Consider the following 13,918-nt stretch of genomic DNA (forward strand, 5'->3'; position numbering starts at 1 on the left):
TCCGGTTTATAAAGGTTGGGGAAGTACGAGCTATTGTAAAGCGCCCTTTTAAGGGGCGTATAGCCATTTGCATCCTCGCCGAATGCTTGTGGCCGTAGGAACCTTAAGACAGACTGTAGTCTTTGATGGCTTACCTCGCTCAGGAGTTATAGATGTTTATACTGGATACACGTCTGGAGCAGGACACTCAGGTGCTGGGGGATTTTCCGCTCTCTCGTTTATTGCTGATGAAGGATGCTCAGTATCCTTGGTTTATTTTGGTGCCACGCCGTGAGGAAGTATCTGAGGTGTTTCAGCTCAGCACTGAAGATCAACGTCAGTTGTGGGCTGAGGCGTCTGAGCTGGCTGAGATCCTGAAAGACACCTTTGCAGCGGATAAAATGAACATCGCCAGCCTCGGAAATATGGTGCCTCAACTGCATGTGCATGTGATTGCTCGCCGTAAAGCCGATGCCGCTTGGCCTGCGCCGGTATGGGGAAAGCATCCCGCCAAGCCCTACACAGAAGAACAAATTACGGCCCTGAAGGAGCGTCTGGCTTTGGTGCTACCCAGCCATTTTGTATGGAGTGAGGCATGAGTACCGAGTTGGAGCAGCGCTTGATTGAGCTGGAAACACGGCAAGCCTTTCAGGACGATACCCTGCAAACCCTAAATGATGTATTGGTTGACCAACAGCGGCAGATTGATCGGCTTCAGCACCAACTGGGCCTTCTAGCGGCCCGTCAGGAAGCCTTGCAAACGCAGTTGGATCAGGAGCAACCAGAGCCTCCACCGCCGCATTACTGATTTAGCTACTGGGAGAGTGGTGAGACTCTCCCAAAGCAGGCGGGATTAATCAAGAGGCGAGTAGGCTGCGCAACATCCAAGCGGTTTTTTCGTGTACCTGCATCCGTTGCGTGAGCAGATCAGCGGTAGGTTCATCGCCGACTTTATCGACTAAGGGAAACAGGTGGCGCGCGGTGCGTACTACGGCTTCTTGGCCCTCTACCAGTTGTTGAATCATCATCTCAGCCTTGGGTACGTCTTCTTCCTCTTTGATGGAAGACAGGCGCGCATAGGCCGAATAGGTACCGGGCGCAGGCATCCCCAAGGCGCGAATACGCTCGGCGATGAGATCAACTGCCAGAGCCAGTTCGTTATACTGAGCTTCAAACATCAGGTGCAGGGTGTTAAACATGGGCCCTGTCACGTTCCAGTGGAAATTATGGGTTTTTAGATACAGGGTGTAGGTGTCCGCCAAGAGGTGGGATAAGCCTTCAGCGATGGCGACCCGGTCGTTTTGGCTGATGCCGATGTTGATGTCCATAACCTGCTCCTTTGCTGTCGCGTTTTGGAGAGTGGAGAACTATTACAACTGCACGGTTAAACATTAGCACGGCCTTGAGGCAGTTTCGTGAAGCTTTTATCTATGGCCCAGATAGACTGACTGTGCGCTTAGGCTATTAAGCATATATAATCCCAGCCCCCTAAGTTTCCGATACAGCGGAGTAGCGCATGCCTATTTATGAGTATCAATGCACTGCTTGCGGCCATCAGCTGGAAGCCATTCAAAAGTTCAGCGATGCGCCCTTGGTGGATTGTCCTAATTGCACAGCGCCTGAATTGAAAAAACTGTTGTCTGTACCCGGATTTCGCCTAAAAGGTGGCGGCTGGTACGAGACCGATTTTAAGACCGGCAGTAAGAAAAATCTGGCCAGCAGTGATAACGCTCCGGCCTGTGCGGGTGGCTGTGCTAAAGCCAGCGCCTGCTCTGCTGCCGATTGAATTGTCTGATTGAGTAATCGAGAGAAGAATCACCATCATGATGCGTAGCCACTATTGCGGCCAATTAAACGAAGGCCTGGAAGGTCAGGAAATCACGCTGTGCGGATGGGTACACCGCCGCCGCGATCACGGTGGAGTGATCTTCCTCGATATTCGTGACCGGGAAGGTCTGGCCCAAGTGGTCTTTGACCCGGATCGCGCTGAAACCTTTGCTAAAGCCGATCGTGTACGCAGCGAGTTTGTGGTGAAAATCACCGGCAAAGTGCGCCTGCGTCCTGAGGGTGCGCGCAACGCCAACATGGCTTCGGGTGCTATTGAAGTGCTGGGCTATGAGCTGGAAGTGCTGAACCAAGCCGAAACCCCACCGTTCCCGCTGGACGAATACTCCGATGTGGGCGAAGAAACCCGCCTGCGCTATCGCTTTATCGACCTGCGTCGCCCAGAAATGGCGGCCAAGCTGAAGTTGCGTTCGCGCATTACCAGCAGCATCCGTCGTTATTTGGATGACAACGGCTTCTTGGATGTGGAAACTCCGATCCTGACCCGTGCTACGCCGGAAGGTGCGCGTGACTATCTGGTGCCGAGCCGTACCCATGCCGGTAGCTTCTTTGCCTTGCCGCAATCACCCCAACTGTTCAAGCAACTGCTGATGGTGGCCGGCTTCGATCGTTACTATCAAATCGCTAAGTGCTTCCGTGACGAAGACCTGCGCGCTGACCGTCAGCCCGAATTCACCCAGATCGACATCGAAACCAGCTTCCTCGACGAAGACGACATCATCGGTCTGACCGAAACCATGATCCGCAACCTGTTCAAGGAAGTGCTGGATCTGGAGTTCGGTGAGTTCCCACACATGACCTTTGAAGAGGCCATGCGCCGCTACGGTTCCGACAAACCCGATCTGCGTATTCCGCTGGAGCTGGTAGACGTTGCCGATCAGCTGAGCGGCGTAGAGTTCAAAGTATTCTCTGGCCCTGCCAACGATCCTAAAGGCCGCGTCGCTGCTCTGCGCGTTCCCGGTGCGGCGAGCATGCCGCGCAGTCAGATCGACGACTATACCAAGTTCGTCGGTAACTACGGTGCCAAAGGCTTGGCCTACATTAAGGTCAATGAGCGCGCTAAGGGTGTGGAAGGTCTGCAATCGCCCATCGTGAAATTCATCCCTGAAGCTAACCTGAACGTGATTTTGGATCGCGTCGGCGCAGTGGATGGCGATATCGTGTTCTTCGGTGCCGACAAGTTCAAAGTGGTTTGTGATGCCTTGGGTGCGCTGCGGATTAAGGTCGGTCATGACCTCAAGCTGCTGACCTGCGAATGGGCTCCGATGTGGGTAGTCGACTTCCCGATGTTCGAAGAGAACGACGACGGCAGCCTGACTTCTTTGCATCACCCCTTCACCTCGCCGAAATGCACTCCAGAAGAGCTGGAGGCCAACCCTGCCGCCGCTCTGTCCCGTGCCTACGATATGGTGCTGAACGGCACTGAGCTGGGCGGTGGTTCCATCCGTATCCACGACAAGTCCATGCAGCAAGCAGTATTCCGTGTGCTGGGCATCAGCGAAGACGAGCAGCAAGAGAAGTTCGGCTTCCTGTTGGATGCGCTGAAATTCGGTGCGCCGCCCCACGGTGGTTTGGCCTTCGGTCTGGATCGCTTGGTAATGCTGATGACCGGTGCCAGCTCCATTCGTGAAGTGATTGCCTTCCCGAAAACCCAGAGCGCGGCTTGCGTCATGACTCAAGCTCCGGGTGTGGTGGATGCCAAAGCCCTGCGCGAGCTGCACATTCGCCTGCGCGAGCAAGCCAAAACCGAGTAATGCCCTTAACAGCCGATGCCTGCGTGAGGCATCGGCTCAGTCAGTCTTCCCAATTGTGTTGAACAGTTTAAGAATCCACGGAGTCAGTTATGGCGGGTCATTCCAAATGGGCCAATATCAAACACCGCAAAGAGCGTCAGGACGCTAAGCGCGGCAAGATATTCACCAAGCTCATTCGTGAGCTGACCGTTGCAGCAAAACAAGGCGGAGGCAACCCCGCTGATAACCCCCGTCTGCGCTTGGCTTTGGACAAAGCGCTTACAGCTAACATGACCCGCGATACCATTGATCGTGCTATTGCGCGTGGGGCCGGCTCCACCGATACCGACAACATGGAAGAGCTGACCTATGAGGGTTATGCCCCGAGCGGTGTGGCCGTTTATGTTGAGGCTATGACCGATAACCGTAACCGTACAGCGGCTGAAGTGCGCCATGTGTTCAGCAAGTGCGGCGGTAATTTAGGGACGGATGGTTCTGTAGCCTATTTGTTTGAGCGCAAAGGTCAGTTGCAGTTTGCTGTTGGAGTGAACGAAGACGCTTTGATGGAAGCTGCTTTAGAAGCAGGGGCTGACGATGTAGTGACCCATGAAGATGGCTCCATCGAAGTGCTGACCAGTTTTGCCGACTTCATCTCCGTCAATGAGGCCTTAATTAAGGCAGGCTTTAAGCCGGAAAATGCGGAAGTCACCATGATTCCTTCCACCACTGCTGATCTGGATTTAGAGACCGCGCAAAAAGTCCTCAAGCTGATTGATATGCTGGAAGACTTGGATGACGTGCAGAACGTCTACTCCAACGCTGAAATTTCGGATGAGGTCATGGCACAACTGTGATGGATAGGCTGAGGTCTGCACAATGACCGTGATTCTGGGCATTGATCCCGGATCGCGGGTGACAGGCTATGGCTTGGTGCGTGATACAGGGCGTGGCTGTGATTATGTGGCCTCGGGCTGTATCCGTACTGGCAGCGGCGAGTTACACGAACGTCTGCAAGCCGTGTACCGAGGCATAAGCCAGATTGTGACGGCCTATAATCCCATCACCGTAGGGGTGGAGCGGGTTTTTATGGCGCGCAATGCTGACTCGGCTTTGAAGTTGGGACAAGCTCGTGGAGCCGCCATTGTGGCTTTAGCAGAACATGGGCTGGAGCTGGCCGAATATACCGCCACTCAAGTGAAACAAGCGATTGCCGGTAGCGGTGGGGCCGATAAGCACCAAGTACAGTTGATGGTAATGCACTTGCTGCGTTTACAGCAAAAGCCCCAATTGGATGCCTCGGATGCTTTGGCCATTGCTTTATGTCATGCCCATCATCGCCAAAGTCTCAAACCGCATGGCCTATTAGGTATGCAGCGACGAGCTGGGCGTTCGCGTTTTTAGTTCTGGGAGACTGAGTTCGTGATTGGACGCTTGCGAGGAACACTGGCAGATAAACAGCCCCCCCACATCATGCTGGATGTGGCCGGGGTTGGGTACGAATTAGAGGTTCCGCTTCCCACGTTGGGCCGTCTGCCGGCCTTAGGCGAACCCATAACCCTCTATACCCATTTGGTGGTGCGCGAAGACGCTCAATTGCTGTATGCCTTCAGTGAGCGACGAGAGCGTGATTTATTTCGCGAACTGATTCGCCTCAACGGAGTTGGCCCTAAGTTGGCCCTAGCCTTAATGGCGTTAGAGTTAGACGAGCTGGTGCAGTGTGTGCAACAGCAAAGTACCAGTACTCTGATGCGTATTCCGGGTGTGGGCAAAAAAACGGCTGAGCGTCTGTTGGTGGAGCTTAAAGACCGGCTCAAAGGTTGGGAGCCCATCATGGCTCCGGTGTTACCCTTGCTGGATGAGCCTCGTCGAACGATGACGCCAGAATCCCGCGCCGAGACCGATACCATCAGCGCCTTGTTAAGCTTGGGCTTTAAACCCCAAGAGGCTAGCCGCGCTGTAGCGGCTGTTGTGGAGCCGGGTTTATCGGCTGAAGAACTGCTCCGTCGCGCCCTGAAAGGAATGCACCTGTGATAGAAGCCGATCGTTTGGTCGCTGCCGTCAGCCGAGACTCTGAAGATCAAGTTGACCGAGCTATTCGGCCCTTATCTCTAGCCGATTATGTAGGCCAACCCAATGTGTGCGAGCAAATGGATCTGTTCATTCGAGCGGCGCGGGGCCGTCGGGAAGCCTTGGATCACACCTTGATTTTTGGCCCACCGGGACTGGGTAAGACCACACTGGCCAATATCATCGCCCAAGAAATGCAGGTATCCATCAAAAGCACCTCGGGCCCTGTGTTAGAGCGTCCGGGCGATTTAGCCGCGCTGCTGACCAATCTGGAGTCGGGGGATGTGCTGTTTATCGACGAAATTCATCGCCTATCGCCGGTAGTGGAAGAGGTGCTTTATCCGGCGATGGAGGATTTTCAGCTCGATATTATGATCGGAGAAGGGCCCGCAGCACGCTCCATCAAACTGGATTTACCGCCCTTTACCTTAGTAGGAGCCACTACTCGCGCAGGTATGCTGACCAATCCGCTGCGGGATCGCTTTGGTATTGTGCAGCGCCTAGAGTTTTACAACACCGAGGATTTAGCCAGTATCGTGAGTCGTTCTGCGCGTATTCTGGGTTTATCTATGGAGCCCAAAGGTGCTTTAGAAATCGCCCGTCGAGCACGGGGTACGCCGCGTATTGCTAACCGTTTGTTACGGCGGGTGCGCGACTTTGCCGAAATACGCGGGCAAGGCGTGATTAGCAGTGAGATTGCTGATCAAGCCTTAACCATGTTGGATGTGGATGTCCAAGGCTTCGATCATCAAGACCGTCGCTTGCTGCTGACTCTAATTGAAAAATTTGAAGGCGGCCCCGTGGGTTTGGACAACCTAGCCGCAGTCATTGGCGAGGAGCGCCACACTATTGAGGATGTTTTAGAACCCTACCTCATCCAGCAAGGCTATTTGATGCGAACGCCACGAGGACGGGTTGCCACCCGACATGCTTACCTACACTTTGGGCTGCAACCCCATACACCGGAAGTAAATCCCTGATGTAGAGCCTGAGCTTAGATCAGGATAAACAAAAAAATCTTTTGTTGCCGATTGGCAAGCTAAGGGTAGGGCACTAGAGTATGCGCGCATCTGACGAAGATCAGGTTTTTGCCTATCACTGCCGGGTCTATTACGAAGACACCGATGCAGGAGGCATTGTTTTTTACGTTAATTATTTGAAGTTTATGGAGCGTGCGCGCACCGAGTTTCTGCGCCATATGGGCTATGCTCAGTCGCAATTGGTTGCTGAAGAGGGCGTATTGTTTGTAGTGCGCGCCGTTGAAGCACGTTATCACGCCCCGGCCCGCTTGGACGATGAACTGCGGATAACGGCTGAAGTAGTGCAGCTTAAGCGGGCCAGTTTGTATTTTAAGCAGCAGGTGATCCGTGTGGCGACCGGACAGGTGTTGTGTGAGGGGCAAGTGCAAATAACCTGCGTCAATGCCCAAATTTTAAGACCTCAGGCCATTCCTGAACGCATGAGGTTAGCCTTTGCACGTCAGGGTCTATCCATTGTGGGAGAGTAAGTGTGGAAGCCAATGTTGATCACATGTCCATGTGGAGTCTGGTCAGCAATGCCAGTCTTGTTGTACAGCTGGTGATGCTGTCTTTAGTTCTTGCCTCCCTGACCTCATGGATTTTGATTTTTCAGCGCAGCAGTATGCTGCGGGCGGCACGTCGCTCATTGGATGCGTTTGAGGAGCGTTTTTGGTCTGGGATTGATCTGTCTAAACTCTATCGTCAGATCAGTGCCCAGCCGGATTTAGACTCCGGTTTAGAGCAGATTTTTCGCGCTGGATTTAAAGAGTTTTCTCGTTTACGCCAGCAGCCAAGCGTTGATCCTGATGCAGTGATGGATGGAGTCAACCGAGCGATGCGGGTCGCCATTTCCCGTGAAGAGGAAAAGTTTGAGCAGAGTTTACCCTTCCTCGCGACAGTCGGTTCTACCAGCCCCTATGTGGGATTATTTGGCACGGTATGGGGGATTATGAACTCATTCCGGGGGTTGGCTCAGGTACAACAAGCAACTTTAGCCACCGTAGCACCGGGCATTGCTGAGGCTTTGATTGCTACGGCCATCGGTTTATTTGCGGCCATTCCAGCGGTGATTGCTTACAACCGCTTCTCGGCACGCAGCGAAATGCTGCTCGGTCGTTACTACACCTTTGCCGATGAGTTTCAAGCCATCCTGCATCGCAAAGTACATGCGGCGGACGACTGAGACCCTTATTCATGGCCCGAATCCGTAATAGACGTAAACCCGTTGCCGAGATGAACGTGGTGCCTTACATCGACGTGATGTTGGTGCTGCTGGTCATCTTCATGGTAACGGCTCCGATGCTCAATCAAGGGGTTAAGGTGGATTTGCCCAAGGTAGCCAGTGAGCCCTTGCCGCAGGATACCAACGCCCAAGTGCTGACCATCTCCATCAAAGCCGATAAGACCTACTATTGGAATGTGGGTAAAGAAGTAGACGTAGATACGGCCCAAGATACCGCTGTTAGCTTAGACGCTTTGGTGGATGCTGTGAGTAAGATTGTGAGCCAAAATCAGGCACAAAATAAGCCGATTCAGGTCTTTGTGCGGGGTGATAAAACCGTTGATTACGGCACGGTTATGGCGGTTATGGCAGGCCTGCAACAAGCGGCTGTGGGCAATGTTGGCCTAATCACTGAGGCACCCTGATGCAGTATCGTGAGCCTTCCCCTTCGGAAAGCTATTTTTGGCCAACGATTCTGGCGCTGATTCTGCACGCGCTGATTTTTGCTTTGCTCTTTGTGGGGCTTTCCAATAAACCGGAGCTGCCGGAACCTAAGCCTGTGGTTCAGGCCACTTTGTATCAGCTACCAGCCCAAAGCCCAGCAGAGCAACCTGCTAAACCTAAGATTGCCAGTGATGCAAAGCGAACGGCTGCTCCCCAGCATGAGCCTGATCAATTAGAGCAAAAGCGTTTAGAACAAGTAGCCGCCGTGGCTGCGGCCGCTGCTGCGGCTAAATTGGCCGCTCAAAAAGCTGAAGAGGCCAAGGAAGCTAAAAAGGCGGAAGAGGCTAAAAAAGCGGAGCAGGCTAAGAAAGCTGCTCAGGAAGCCCAAAAACAAAAGGAAGCAGCCTTAGCCAAAGAGAAGGCTGAAGCTCAAGCGAAGGCTGCTTCAGAGGCGGCAAAAGCAGAAGCAGCGAAAGCCGAAGCGGCAAAAGCCGAGGCAGCGAAAAAAGCGGCTGAAGAGGCCAAGAAGAAAGCCTCTGAGGATGCGGCTAAAAAAGCAGCAGAAACGGCCAAGAAAGCTGCTGAAGAAGCTGCTCAAAAAGCCGCCCTTGATGCAGCCGCCAAAAAGAAAGCGGCCGAAGAGGCGGCTAAAAAAGCCGCCGAGGAAGCCGCTAAGAAGAAAGCCGTTGCTGAAGAAACGGCTAAAAAAGCTGCTGAAGAAGCGGCGAAGAAGAAGGCTGCCGCAGAAGAGGCGGCTAAAAAAGCTGCTGAGGAAGCTGTTAAGAAGAAAGCCGCCGCCGAAGAGGCCGCTAAAAAAGCTGCTGAAGAAGCGGCGAAGAAGAAGGCTGCGGCCGAAGAGGCGGCCAAAAAAGCTGCTGAGGAAGCTGCTAAGAAGAAGGCTGCCGCAGAAGAAGCGACCAAAAAGGCAGTAGAGGAAGCCGCTAAGAAAAAAGCGGCCGCCGAAGAAGCCGCCAAAAAAGCCGCAGAGGATGCTAAGAAGAAAGCCGCCGCTGAAGCTGCAGCACGTAAAGCTCAAGAAGATAAAAAAGCCAAGGCTTTGGCTGAGTTACTGGCCGATGATGTTCAGCGCCAACAGGCTCCTGCGGATAATCGAGGTAGCCAAGTCACTGGCGAAATTGATGGCCTGATTCGGCAACTCGTCAGCCAGCAATGGCGGAGGCCACCTTCAGCGCGTAATGGCATGAGCGTTACCGTTCTGATTCAGATGCTTCCTGATGGTACTCTGATCGGGGCTTCCGTGGTGCGCTCTAGTGGTGATGTGCCCTTTGATAATTCTGCGGTGGCTGCGGTGCGTAACGTAGGACGTATCCCCGAAGTGCAGAAAGTAGATCGTGCTACCTTTGATCGGCTATACCGACAGCGTCAAGTCGTATTCAAGCCGGAGGATTTAGAGTGACTAAGTTAAGACATCTTGTTTTGATGGGATTTTTAATATTAGTAGCCCGTATCGGTTGGGCGGCTGACCCTCTGGTTATCACCTCGGGAACAGATCGCTCTACGCCTGTTGCTGTAGTGCCCTTTGGTTGGCAAGGCGGTAATGTACTGCCAGAAGATATGGCTTCTATTATCGGAAATGACTTGCGTAACTCCGGTATGTTTGATCCGGTACCGCGTCAAAACATGATCAGCCTGCCGACGCAGCCTGCCGAAGTGGTGTATCGGGATTGGCAGGCGTTAGGGACTCAATACATTGTTGTAGGTCGTTTACTTCCCAGCGGCAGCCAATTTAATGTCCAATATGCTTTGTTGAATGTGGCGGCAGAGCAGGTCGTAGCCAGTGGCAGCATTAGCGGTACGGCTTCTCAGTTACGAGATATGGCCCACTATGTAGCGGATCAGGTATTTGAAAAACTCACTGGGATTAAGGGTGCATTTTCTACCAAGCTTTTATACGTTACAGCCGAGCATTTAGGGCAGGGTAATACACGCTATACCTTGCAGCGTTCTGATTACGATGGCGCACGAGCCGTTACTTTACTGCAATCGCGGGAGCCTATTTTATCTCCCAACTATGCTCCTGATGGTCGGCGTATTGCCTATGTGTCTTTTGAGCAGAAGCGTCCGCGCATCTTTATACAGCACATTGATACGGGGCGACGGGAACAGATCACTAACTTTGAAGGTTTAAATGGGGCTCCTGCTTGGTCACCGGATGGAAGCCGCTTGGCCTTTGTGCTGTCCCGCGATGGTAACCCGGAAATCTATGTAATGGATCTGGGTAGCCGCCAATTACGTCGTGTCACCAACCATATGGCCATTGATACTGAGCCATTCTGGGGTAAAGACGGACAAACGCTATACTTCACCTCAGATCGTGCCGGTAAACCCCAAATCTACAAAACCAGTATCAGTGGGGGAGAGGCACAGCGAGTTACCTTCGCAGGTAACTACAACGCCAGCCCTAAACTATCAGCAGATGAGAAGACTTTGGTCATGGTACACCGCCAAGAAGGCTACACGGTATTCCAAGTGGCTGCCCAAGATCTGCAACGGGGTACGGTGCGTGTGCTCTCCAGTACCAGCCTAGATGAGTCGCCCTCTGTTGCCCCCAATGGCACCATGCTAATCTACGCGACCCATCAGCAAGGACGGGGCGTGCTGGTGCTTGTGTCCACAAATGGGCGCGTTAAGACTCCCTTACCGACAGCCCAAGGTGAAATCCGGGAGCCCTCCTGGTCCCCGTACCTGAACTAACTTAATTAATAACCTTAACTAATCAAGATGACACCCTGGGGTGAACTGACATCATGGAAATGCTGAAATTCGGTAAAGTCGCTGTGCTGGCTATGGCTCTGGCTGTTGCAGCGGGTTGTTCCTCTAAAGGCGGAGATGCCGCTGGAGAGGGAGCTGTGGGTGCAGAATCAGGCGTTGATCCTAATGCCGGATACGGTGCAGGCTCTGGTAGTGGCTACGGCTCTGGCAGTGGCTATGGTTCTGGCAGCGGTGGTGCCGGTGGCTATGATGAAGCGGCCCTGCGTTCTATGACCACTTTCTACTTTGAGTACGACAGCTCAGACTTAAAGCCTGAAGCCATGCGTGCCTTGGATGTACATGCCCGCGACCTTAAGTCCAGCGGACAGCGCGTTGTATTGGAAGGCCACGCCGATGAGCGTGGTACTCGTGAATACAACATGGCTCTGGGTGAGCGTCGTGCTAAAGCCGTGCAGCATTACTTAGTGTTGCAAGGCGTATCTCCTGCCCAATTGGAGTTGGTGTCCTACGGTGAAGAGCGTCCTGCGGTAATGGGGCATGATGAGCAGTCTTGGGCTCAAAACCGCCGTGTTGAGCTGCGTCGCTAATCGGTCAATAGATAGGTAGTATTCCATGCATAAGCTTCGCTTAGTCTTGCTACTGTCGGTGATGGGGTTCTCTCAAGCTAGTATGGCCCAGAGTGCGTCATCGCCGGGCGTAGTGGGTGGAGCTTATGCAGGGGGGGGGGTAAATACTCCATCTTCCTCAGAAAGTATGCTGTTTATGCAATTGCAGCAGATACAGTCGGAATTGGCCCAACTGCGGGGGATGGTGGAAGAGCAGCAAGAGCAAATTCGTCGTTTGCAGCGGGAAGGGCTAGACCGCTATCAAGACTTAGATCAGCGTATAAGCGCCGCCGCAAGCCAGAGTGTTTCAGCAGGGTCTCAGCATTCAGCGAGCGAAGCTCCCGTAGCGCCAGTTGCTCCAACTAATAATACGGCTGCGGCAGCCCATACGCCGCAACAGTCGGCTGATCCTGAGCAAGAGCGCCTTTATTACGATGCCGCTTTTGATTTAGTGAAAGCCAAGGATTTTGATCGCGCCAGCCAAGCGTTTAACGCCTTTTTGCGTAAGTATCCGAGCAGCCAATATGCCGCTAATGCGCAGTATTGGTTGGGCGAAATCAGCTTAGCTAAAGGAGATTTTAGAGGCGCTGCACAGGCTTTTGGTAGTGTGGTGCAAAACTATCCCAAGCACTCTAAGGTGCCAGACTCTCTGTATAAACTGGCTGATTCCGAACAGCGCCAAGGCAATACCGATAAAGCCCAAGGTATTTTGCGTCAGATTATTAGCCAGTATCCTGATAGTTCAGCCGCTCAATTGGCAAAACGTCAGTTAAAGTTATAAGCACTAGCCGCACACCGCGTTGCTTGTGTTTTTTCGTGACAAGGACTCGTAACGAGTCCTTGTGTTTTTTTATTGCACCGGAGGCGGATGGCCTGTTTTGCTGTCGCGCCCGTGGCTGATATGCACTCTAAATTACGCATTACCGAAATTTTTTACTCGCTGCAGGGCGAGTCTCGAACCTGTGGTTTGCCCACGGTGTTTATCCGCTTAACGGGTTGCCCATTGCGCTGCCATTACTGCGATACCAGCTATGCTTTTTCTGGTGGTGTACAGCGCACTTTAGAAGACATCCTGACCGAAGTTGCTTCCTTTGGTGCTTCCCATGTATGCGTCACCGGAGGAGAGCCCTTAGCCCAGCCAGACTGCTTACATTTACTTCGCCATTTAGCCGATGCGGGCTATCAGGTTTCCTTAGAAACCAGCGGTGCCTTAGACGTATCCGCTGTTGATGCTCGGATCAGTCGTGTACTGGATCTAAAAACCCCAGATTCAGGTGAGATGACACGCAACCGTTATGACAATCTCCGTCATTTAACCCTACAGGATCAGATCAAGTTTGTGATTTGTTCCCGAGCGGATTACGAATGGGCGGTAGGTTGTATCCATCAATACCGTTTGTCAGAGCTTGTGGGAGAGCTGCTGTTTTCTCCAGCTTACGGGTTGATAGAGCCCAGCCTGTTGGCTGATTGGATTCTGGCCGATCGCTTGCCGGTTCGCTTCCAACTACAACTGCACAAACTGCTGTGGCAAGACGCACGTGGCCGCTGACTAATCCATAAAGAGAGGTGTTCCGATGTCTACAAAAAAAGCCATCATCTTACTGTCTGGTGGGTTGGATTCAGCCACGGTAGCAGCGATTGCGCGTGCGGAGCAGTATGACTGCTACAGCCTAAGTTTTGATTACGGGCAACGCCATCGAGCCGAGCTGCAAGCCTCGGAGCGGGTAGCCCGGCATTTGGGAATGCGTGAACATAAAATCATTGGTTTGAACTTGGGCAGTATTGGTGGCTCGGCGTTAACGGATGAGCGCATTGCTGTACCCGAAACTCCTTCTCAGGGCATTCCGGTTACCTATGTTCCGGCACGCAATACGGTGTTTTTAGCCTTAGCTTTGGGCTGGGCTGAGGTTGTCGGGGCGCAGGATATTTTCATCGGTGTGAATGCGGTGGATTATTCGGGCTATCCTGACTGTCGTCCTGAGTTTATTAATGCCTTTGAACAATTGGCAAACTTAGCCACTAAAGCCGGTGTAGAAGGTCAGAGCTTTCACATTCGTACACCGCTGCAATATTGGACTAAAGCGCAGATTATCCAAGAGGGCGTTAAATTGGGGGTGGACTATCGCCTGACGGTTTCCTGTTATCAGGCGGATGCTCTAGGGCGAGCTTGTGGCAAATGCGATAGCTGCCGTTTGCGCGCTGCGGGCTTTGCCGCCGCCGGAGTTTTAGATCCTACAGAATATTTTTAATTTTTTGGGTTTCATGGTTGAT

General features: G+C 52.8%; 18 protein-coding genes. 17 read left to right on the forward strand and 1 reads right to left on the reverse strand.

What is annotated here, in order from left to right:
* Window positions 1-152: 152 nt before the first annotated feature.
* Together LX59_RS10395 and LX59_RS10400 are read left to right on the forward strand one after the other, a co-directional pair.
* The gene (locus LX59_RS10395) at window positions 153-578 is read left to right on the forward strand and encodes an HIT family protein (RefSeq protein ID WP_144571800.1); all 426 of its coding nucleotides are present in this window, start codon (window positions 153-155) and stop codon (window positions 576-578) included.
* On the forward strand, window positions 575-787 hold the full coding sequence (locus LX59_RS10400; protein WP_144571801.1) for a SlyX family protein: 213 nt from the start codon (window positions 575-577) through the stop codon (window positions 785-787). Before LX59_RS10395 ends, LX59_RS10400 begins: the two co-directional genes overlap by 4 nt.
* 49 nt (window positions 788-836) lie before the next feature.
* Here LX59_RS10400 and LX59_RS10405 read toward each other — a convergent pair whose 3' ends face one another.
* Window positions 837-1,307 carry a Dps family protein gene (locus tag LX59_RS10405; RefSeq protein ID WP_144571802.1) on the reverse strand — a complete coding sequence of 157 codons (471 nt, stop codon included), beginning with the start codon at window positions 1,305-1,307 and terminating at the stop codon, window positions 837-839.
* Between the two features lie 188 nt (window positions 1,308-1,495).
* Here LX59_RS10405 and LX59_RS10410 point away from each other — a divergent pair, with 188 nt between their 5' ends.
* From LX59_RS10410 to queC, 15 genes are all read left to right on the forward strand, one after another.
* Window positions 1,496-1,765, forward strand: a complete 270-nt coding sequence (locus LX59_RS10410; RefSeq protein WP_144571803.1) for an FmdB family zinc ribbon protein — start codon at window positions 1,496-1,498, stop codon at window positions 1,763-1,765.
* A 37-nt stretch (window positions 1,766-1,802) separates the two neighbouring features.
* On the forward strand, window positions 1,803-3,578 hold the full coding sequence (aspS, locus tag LX59_RS10415) for an aspartate--tRNA ligase (RefSeq protein ID WP_144571804.1): 1,776 nt from the start codon (window positions 1,803-1,805) through the stop codon (window positions 3,576-3,578).
* Window positions 3,579-3,667: 89 nt separating this feature from the next.
* Complete coding sequence (locus LX59_RS10420) at window positions 3,668-4,411, forward strand: YebC/PmpR family DNA-binding transcriptional regulator (protein ID WP_144571805.1); 744 nt, start codon at window positions 3,668-3,670, stop codon at window positions 4,409-4,411.
* 22 nt (window positions 4,412-4,433) lie between these two features.
* Window positions 4,434-4,958: a crossover junction endodeoxyribonuclease RuvC gene (gene ruvC / locus LX59_RS10425; protein ID WP_144571806.1), complete on the forward strand. Its 525-nt coding sequence runs from the start codon at window positions 4,434-4,436 to the stop codon at window positions 4,956-4,958.
* A gap of 18 nt (window positions 4,959-4,976) precedes the next feature.
* Window positions 4,977-5,588 carry a Holliday junction branch migration protein RuvA gene (gene ruvA, locus LX59_RS10430; protein ID WP_144571807.1) on the forward strand — a complete coding sequence of 204 codons (612 nt, stop codon included), beginning with the start codon at window positions 4,977-4,979 and terminating at the stop codon, window positions 5,586-5,588.
* Window positions 5,585-6,604: a Holliday junction branch migration DNA helicase RuvB gene (gene ruvB / locus LX59_RS10435; RefSeq protein WP_144571808.1), complete on the forward strand. Its 1,020-nt coding sequence runs from the start codon at window positions 5,585-5,587 to the stop codon at window positions 6,602-6,604. The genes ruvA and ruvB overlap by 4 nt, the downstream gene beginning before the upstream one ends.
* Before the next feature lie 80 nt (window positions 6,605-6,684).
* A complete protein-coding gene (gene ybgC, locus LX59_RS10440; RefSeq protein ID WP_144571809.1) occupies window positions 6,685-7,131 on the forward strand; it encodes a tol-pal system-associated acyl-CoA thioesterase in 447 nt (148 codons plus the stop codon).
* Between the two features lie 2 nt (window positions 7,132-7,133).
* On the forward strand, window positions 7,134-7,826 hold the full coding sequence (tolQ, locus tag LX59_RS10445) for a protein TolQ (protein ID WP_144571810.1): 693 nt from the start codon (window positions 7,134-7,136) through the stop codon (window positions 7,824-7,826).
* An 11-nt stretch (window positions 7,827-7,837) separates the two neighbouring features.
* Window positions 7,838-8,290 carry a protein TolR gene (gene tolR, locus LX59_RS10450; protein ID WP_144571811.1) on the forward strand — a complete coding sequence of 151 codons (453 nt, stop codon included), beginning with the start codon at window positions 7,838-7,840 and terminating at the stop codon, window positions 8,288-8,290.
* The gene (gene tolA / locus LX59_RS10455; RefSeq protein ID WP_144571812.1) at window positions 8,290-9,726 is read left to right on the forward strand and encodes a cell envelope integrity protein TolA; all 1,437 of its coding nucleotides are present in this window, start codon (window positions 8,290-8,292) and stop codon (window positions 9,724-9,726) included. Before tolR ends, tolA begins: the two co-directional genes overlap by 1 nt.
* Window positions 9,727-9,749: 23 nt before the next feature.
* Window positions 9,750-11,024 (forward strand): Tol-Pal system beta propeller repeat protein TolB, encoded by a 1,275-nt coding sequence (gene tolB, locus LX59_RS10460; protein WP_144571899.1) that lies wholly within the window; start codon window positions 9,750-9,752, stop codon window positions 11,022-11,024.
* A 53-nt stretch (window positions 11,025-11,077) separates the two neighbouring features.
* Window positions 11,078-11,629 carry a peptidoglycan-associated lipoprotein Pal gene (pal, locus tag LX59_RS10465; RefSeq protein ID WP_144571813.1) on the forward strand — a complete coding sequence of 184 codons (552 nt, stop codon included), beginning with the start codon at window positions 11,078-11,080 and terminating at the stop codon, window positions 11,627-11,629.
* 25 nt (window positions 11,630-11,654) lie between these two features.
* Window positions 11,655-12,428 (forward strand): tol-pal system protein YbgF, encoded by a 774-nt coding sequence (gene ybgF / locus LX59_RS10470; protein ID WP_144571814.1) that lies wholly within the window; start codon window positions 11,655-11,657, stop codon window positions 12,426-12,428.
* A gap of 120 nt (window positions 12,429-12,548) precedes the next feature.
* Window positions 12,549-13,196, forward strand: coding sequence for a 7-carboxy-7-deazaguanine synthase QueE (queE, locus tag LX59_RS10475; protein ID WP_144571900.1), 648 nt, complete (start codon window positions 12,549-12,551; stop codon window positions 13,194-13,196).
* A 25-nt stretch (window positions 13,197-13,221) separates the two neighbouring features.
* The gene (gene queC / locus LX59_RS10480) at window positions 13,222-13,896 is read left to right on the forward strand and encodes a 7-cyano-7-deazaguanine synthase QueC (RefSeq protein ID WP_144571815.1); all 675 of its coding nucleotides are present in this window, start codon (window positions 13,222-13,224) and stop codon (window positions 13,894-13,896) included.
* Window positions 13,897-13,918 lie beyond the last annotated feature (22 nt).

The organism is Azomonas agilis (assembly GCF_007830255.1).
Classification (GTDB): domain Bacteria; phylum Pseudomonadota; class Gammaproteobacteria; order Pseudomonadales; family Pseudomonadaceae; genus Azomonas; species Azomonas agilis.

Bases quoted from the DNA above. Each gene is read 5' to 3' on its own strand.
- LX59_RS10395 (WP_144571800.1), top strand. From the start codon at position 153: ATGTTTATACTGGATACACGTCTGGAGCAGGACACTCAGGTGCTGGGG.
- LX59_RS10400 (WP_144571801.1), top strand. From the start codon at position 575: ATGAGTACCGAGTTGGAGCAGCGCTTGATTGAGCTGGAAACACGGCAA.
- LX59_RS10405 (WP_144571802.1), bottom strand. From the start codon at position 1,307: ATGGACATCAACATCGGCATCAGCCAAAACGACCGGGTCGCCATCGCT.
- LX59_RS10410 (WP_144571803.1), top strand. From the start codon at position 1,496: ATGCCTATTTATGAGTATCAATGCACTGCTTGCGGCCATCAGCTGGAA.
- aspS (WP_144571804.1), top strand. From the start codon at position 1,803: ATGATGCGTAGCCACTATTGCGGCCAATTAAACGAAGGCCTGGAAGGT.
- LX59_RS10420 (WP_144571805.1), top strand. From the start codon at position 3,668: ATGGCGGGTCATTCCAAATGGGCCAATATCAAACACCGCAAAGAGCGT.
- ruvC (WP_144571806.1), top strand. From the start codon at position 4,434: ATGACCGTGATTCTGGGCATTGATCCCGGATCGCGGGTGACAGGCTAT.
- ybgC (WP_144571809.1), top strand. From the start codon at position 6,685: ATGCGCGCATCTGACGAAGATCAGGTTTTTGCCTATCACTGCCGGGTC.
- tolR (WP_144571811.1), top strand. From the start codon at position 7,838: ATGGCCCGAATCCGTAATAGACGTAAACCCGTTGCCGAGATGAACGTG.
- tolA (WP_144571812.1), top strand. From the start codon at position 8,290: ATGCAGTATCGTGAGCCTTCCCCTTCGGAAAGCTATTTTTGGCCAACG.
- tolB (WP_144571899.1), top strand. From the start codon at position 9,750: ATGGGATTTTTAATATTAGTAGCCCGTATCGGTTGGGCGGCTGACCCT.
- pal (WP_144571813.1), top strand. From the start codon at position 11,078: ATGGAAATGCTGAAATTCGGTAAAGTCGCTGTGCTGGCTATGGCTCTG.
- ybgF (WP_144571814.1), top strand. From the start codon at position 11,655: ATGCATAAGCTTCGCTTAGTCTTGCTACTGTCGGTGATGGGGTTCTCT.
- queE (WP_144571900.1), top strand. From the start codon at position 12,549: ATGCACTCTAAATTACGCATTACCGAAATTTTTTACTCGCTGCAGGGC.
- queC (WP_144571815.1), top strand. From the start codon at position 13,222: ATGTCTACAAAAAAAGCCATCATCTTACTGTCTGGTGGGTTGGATTCA.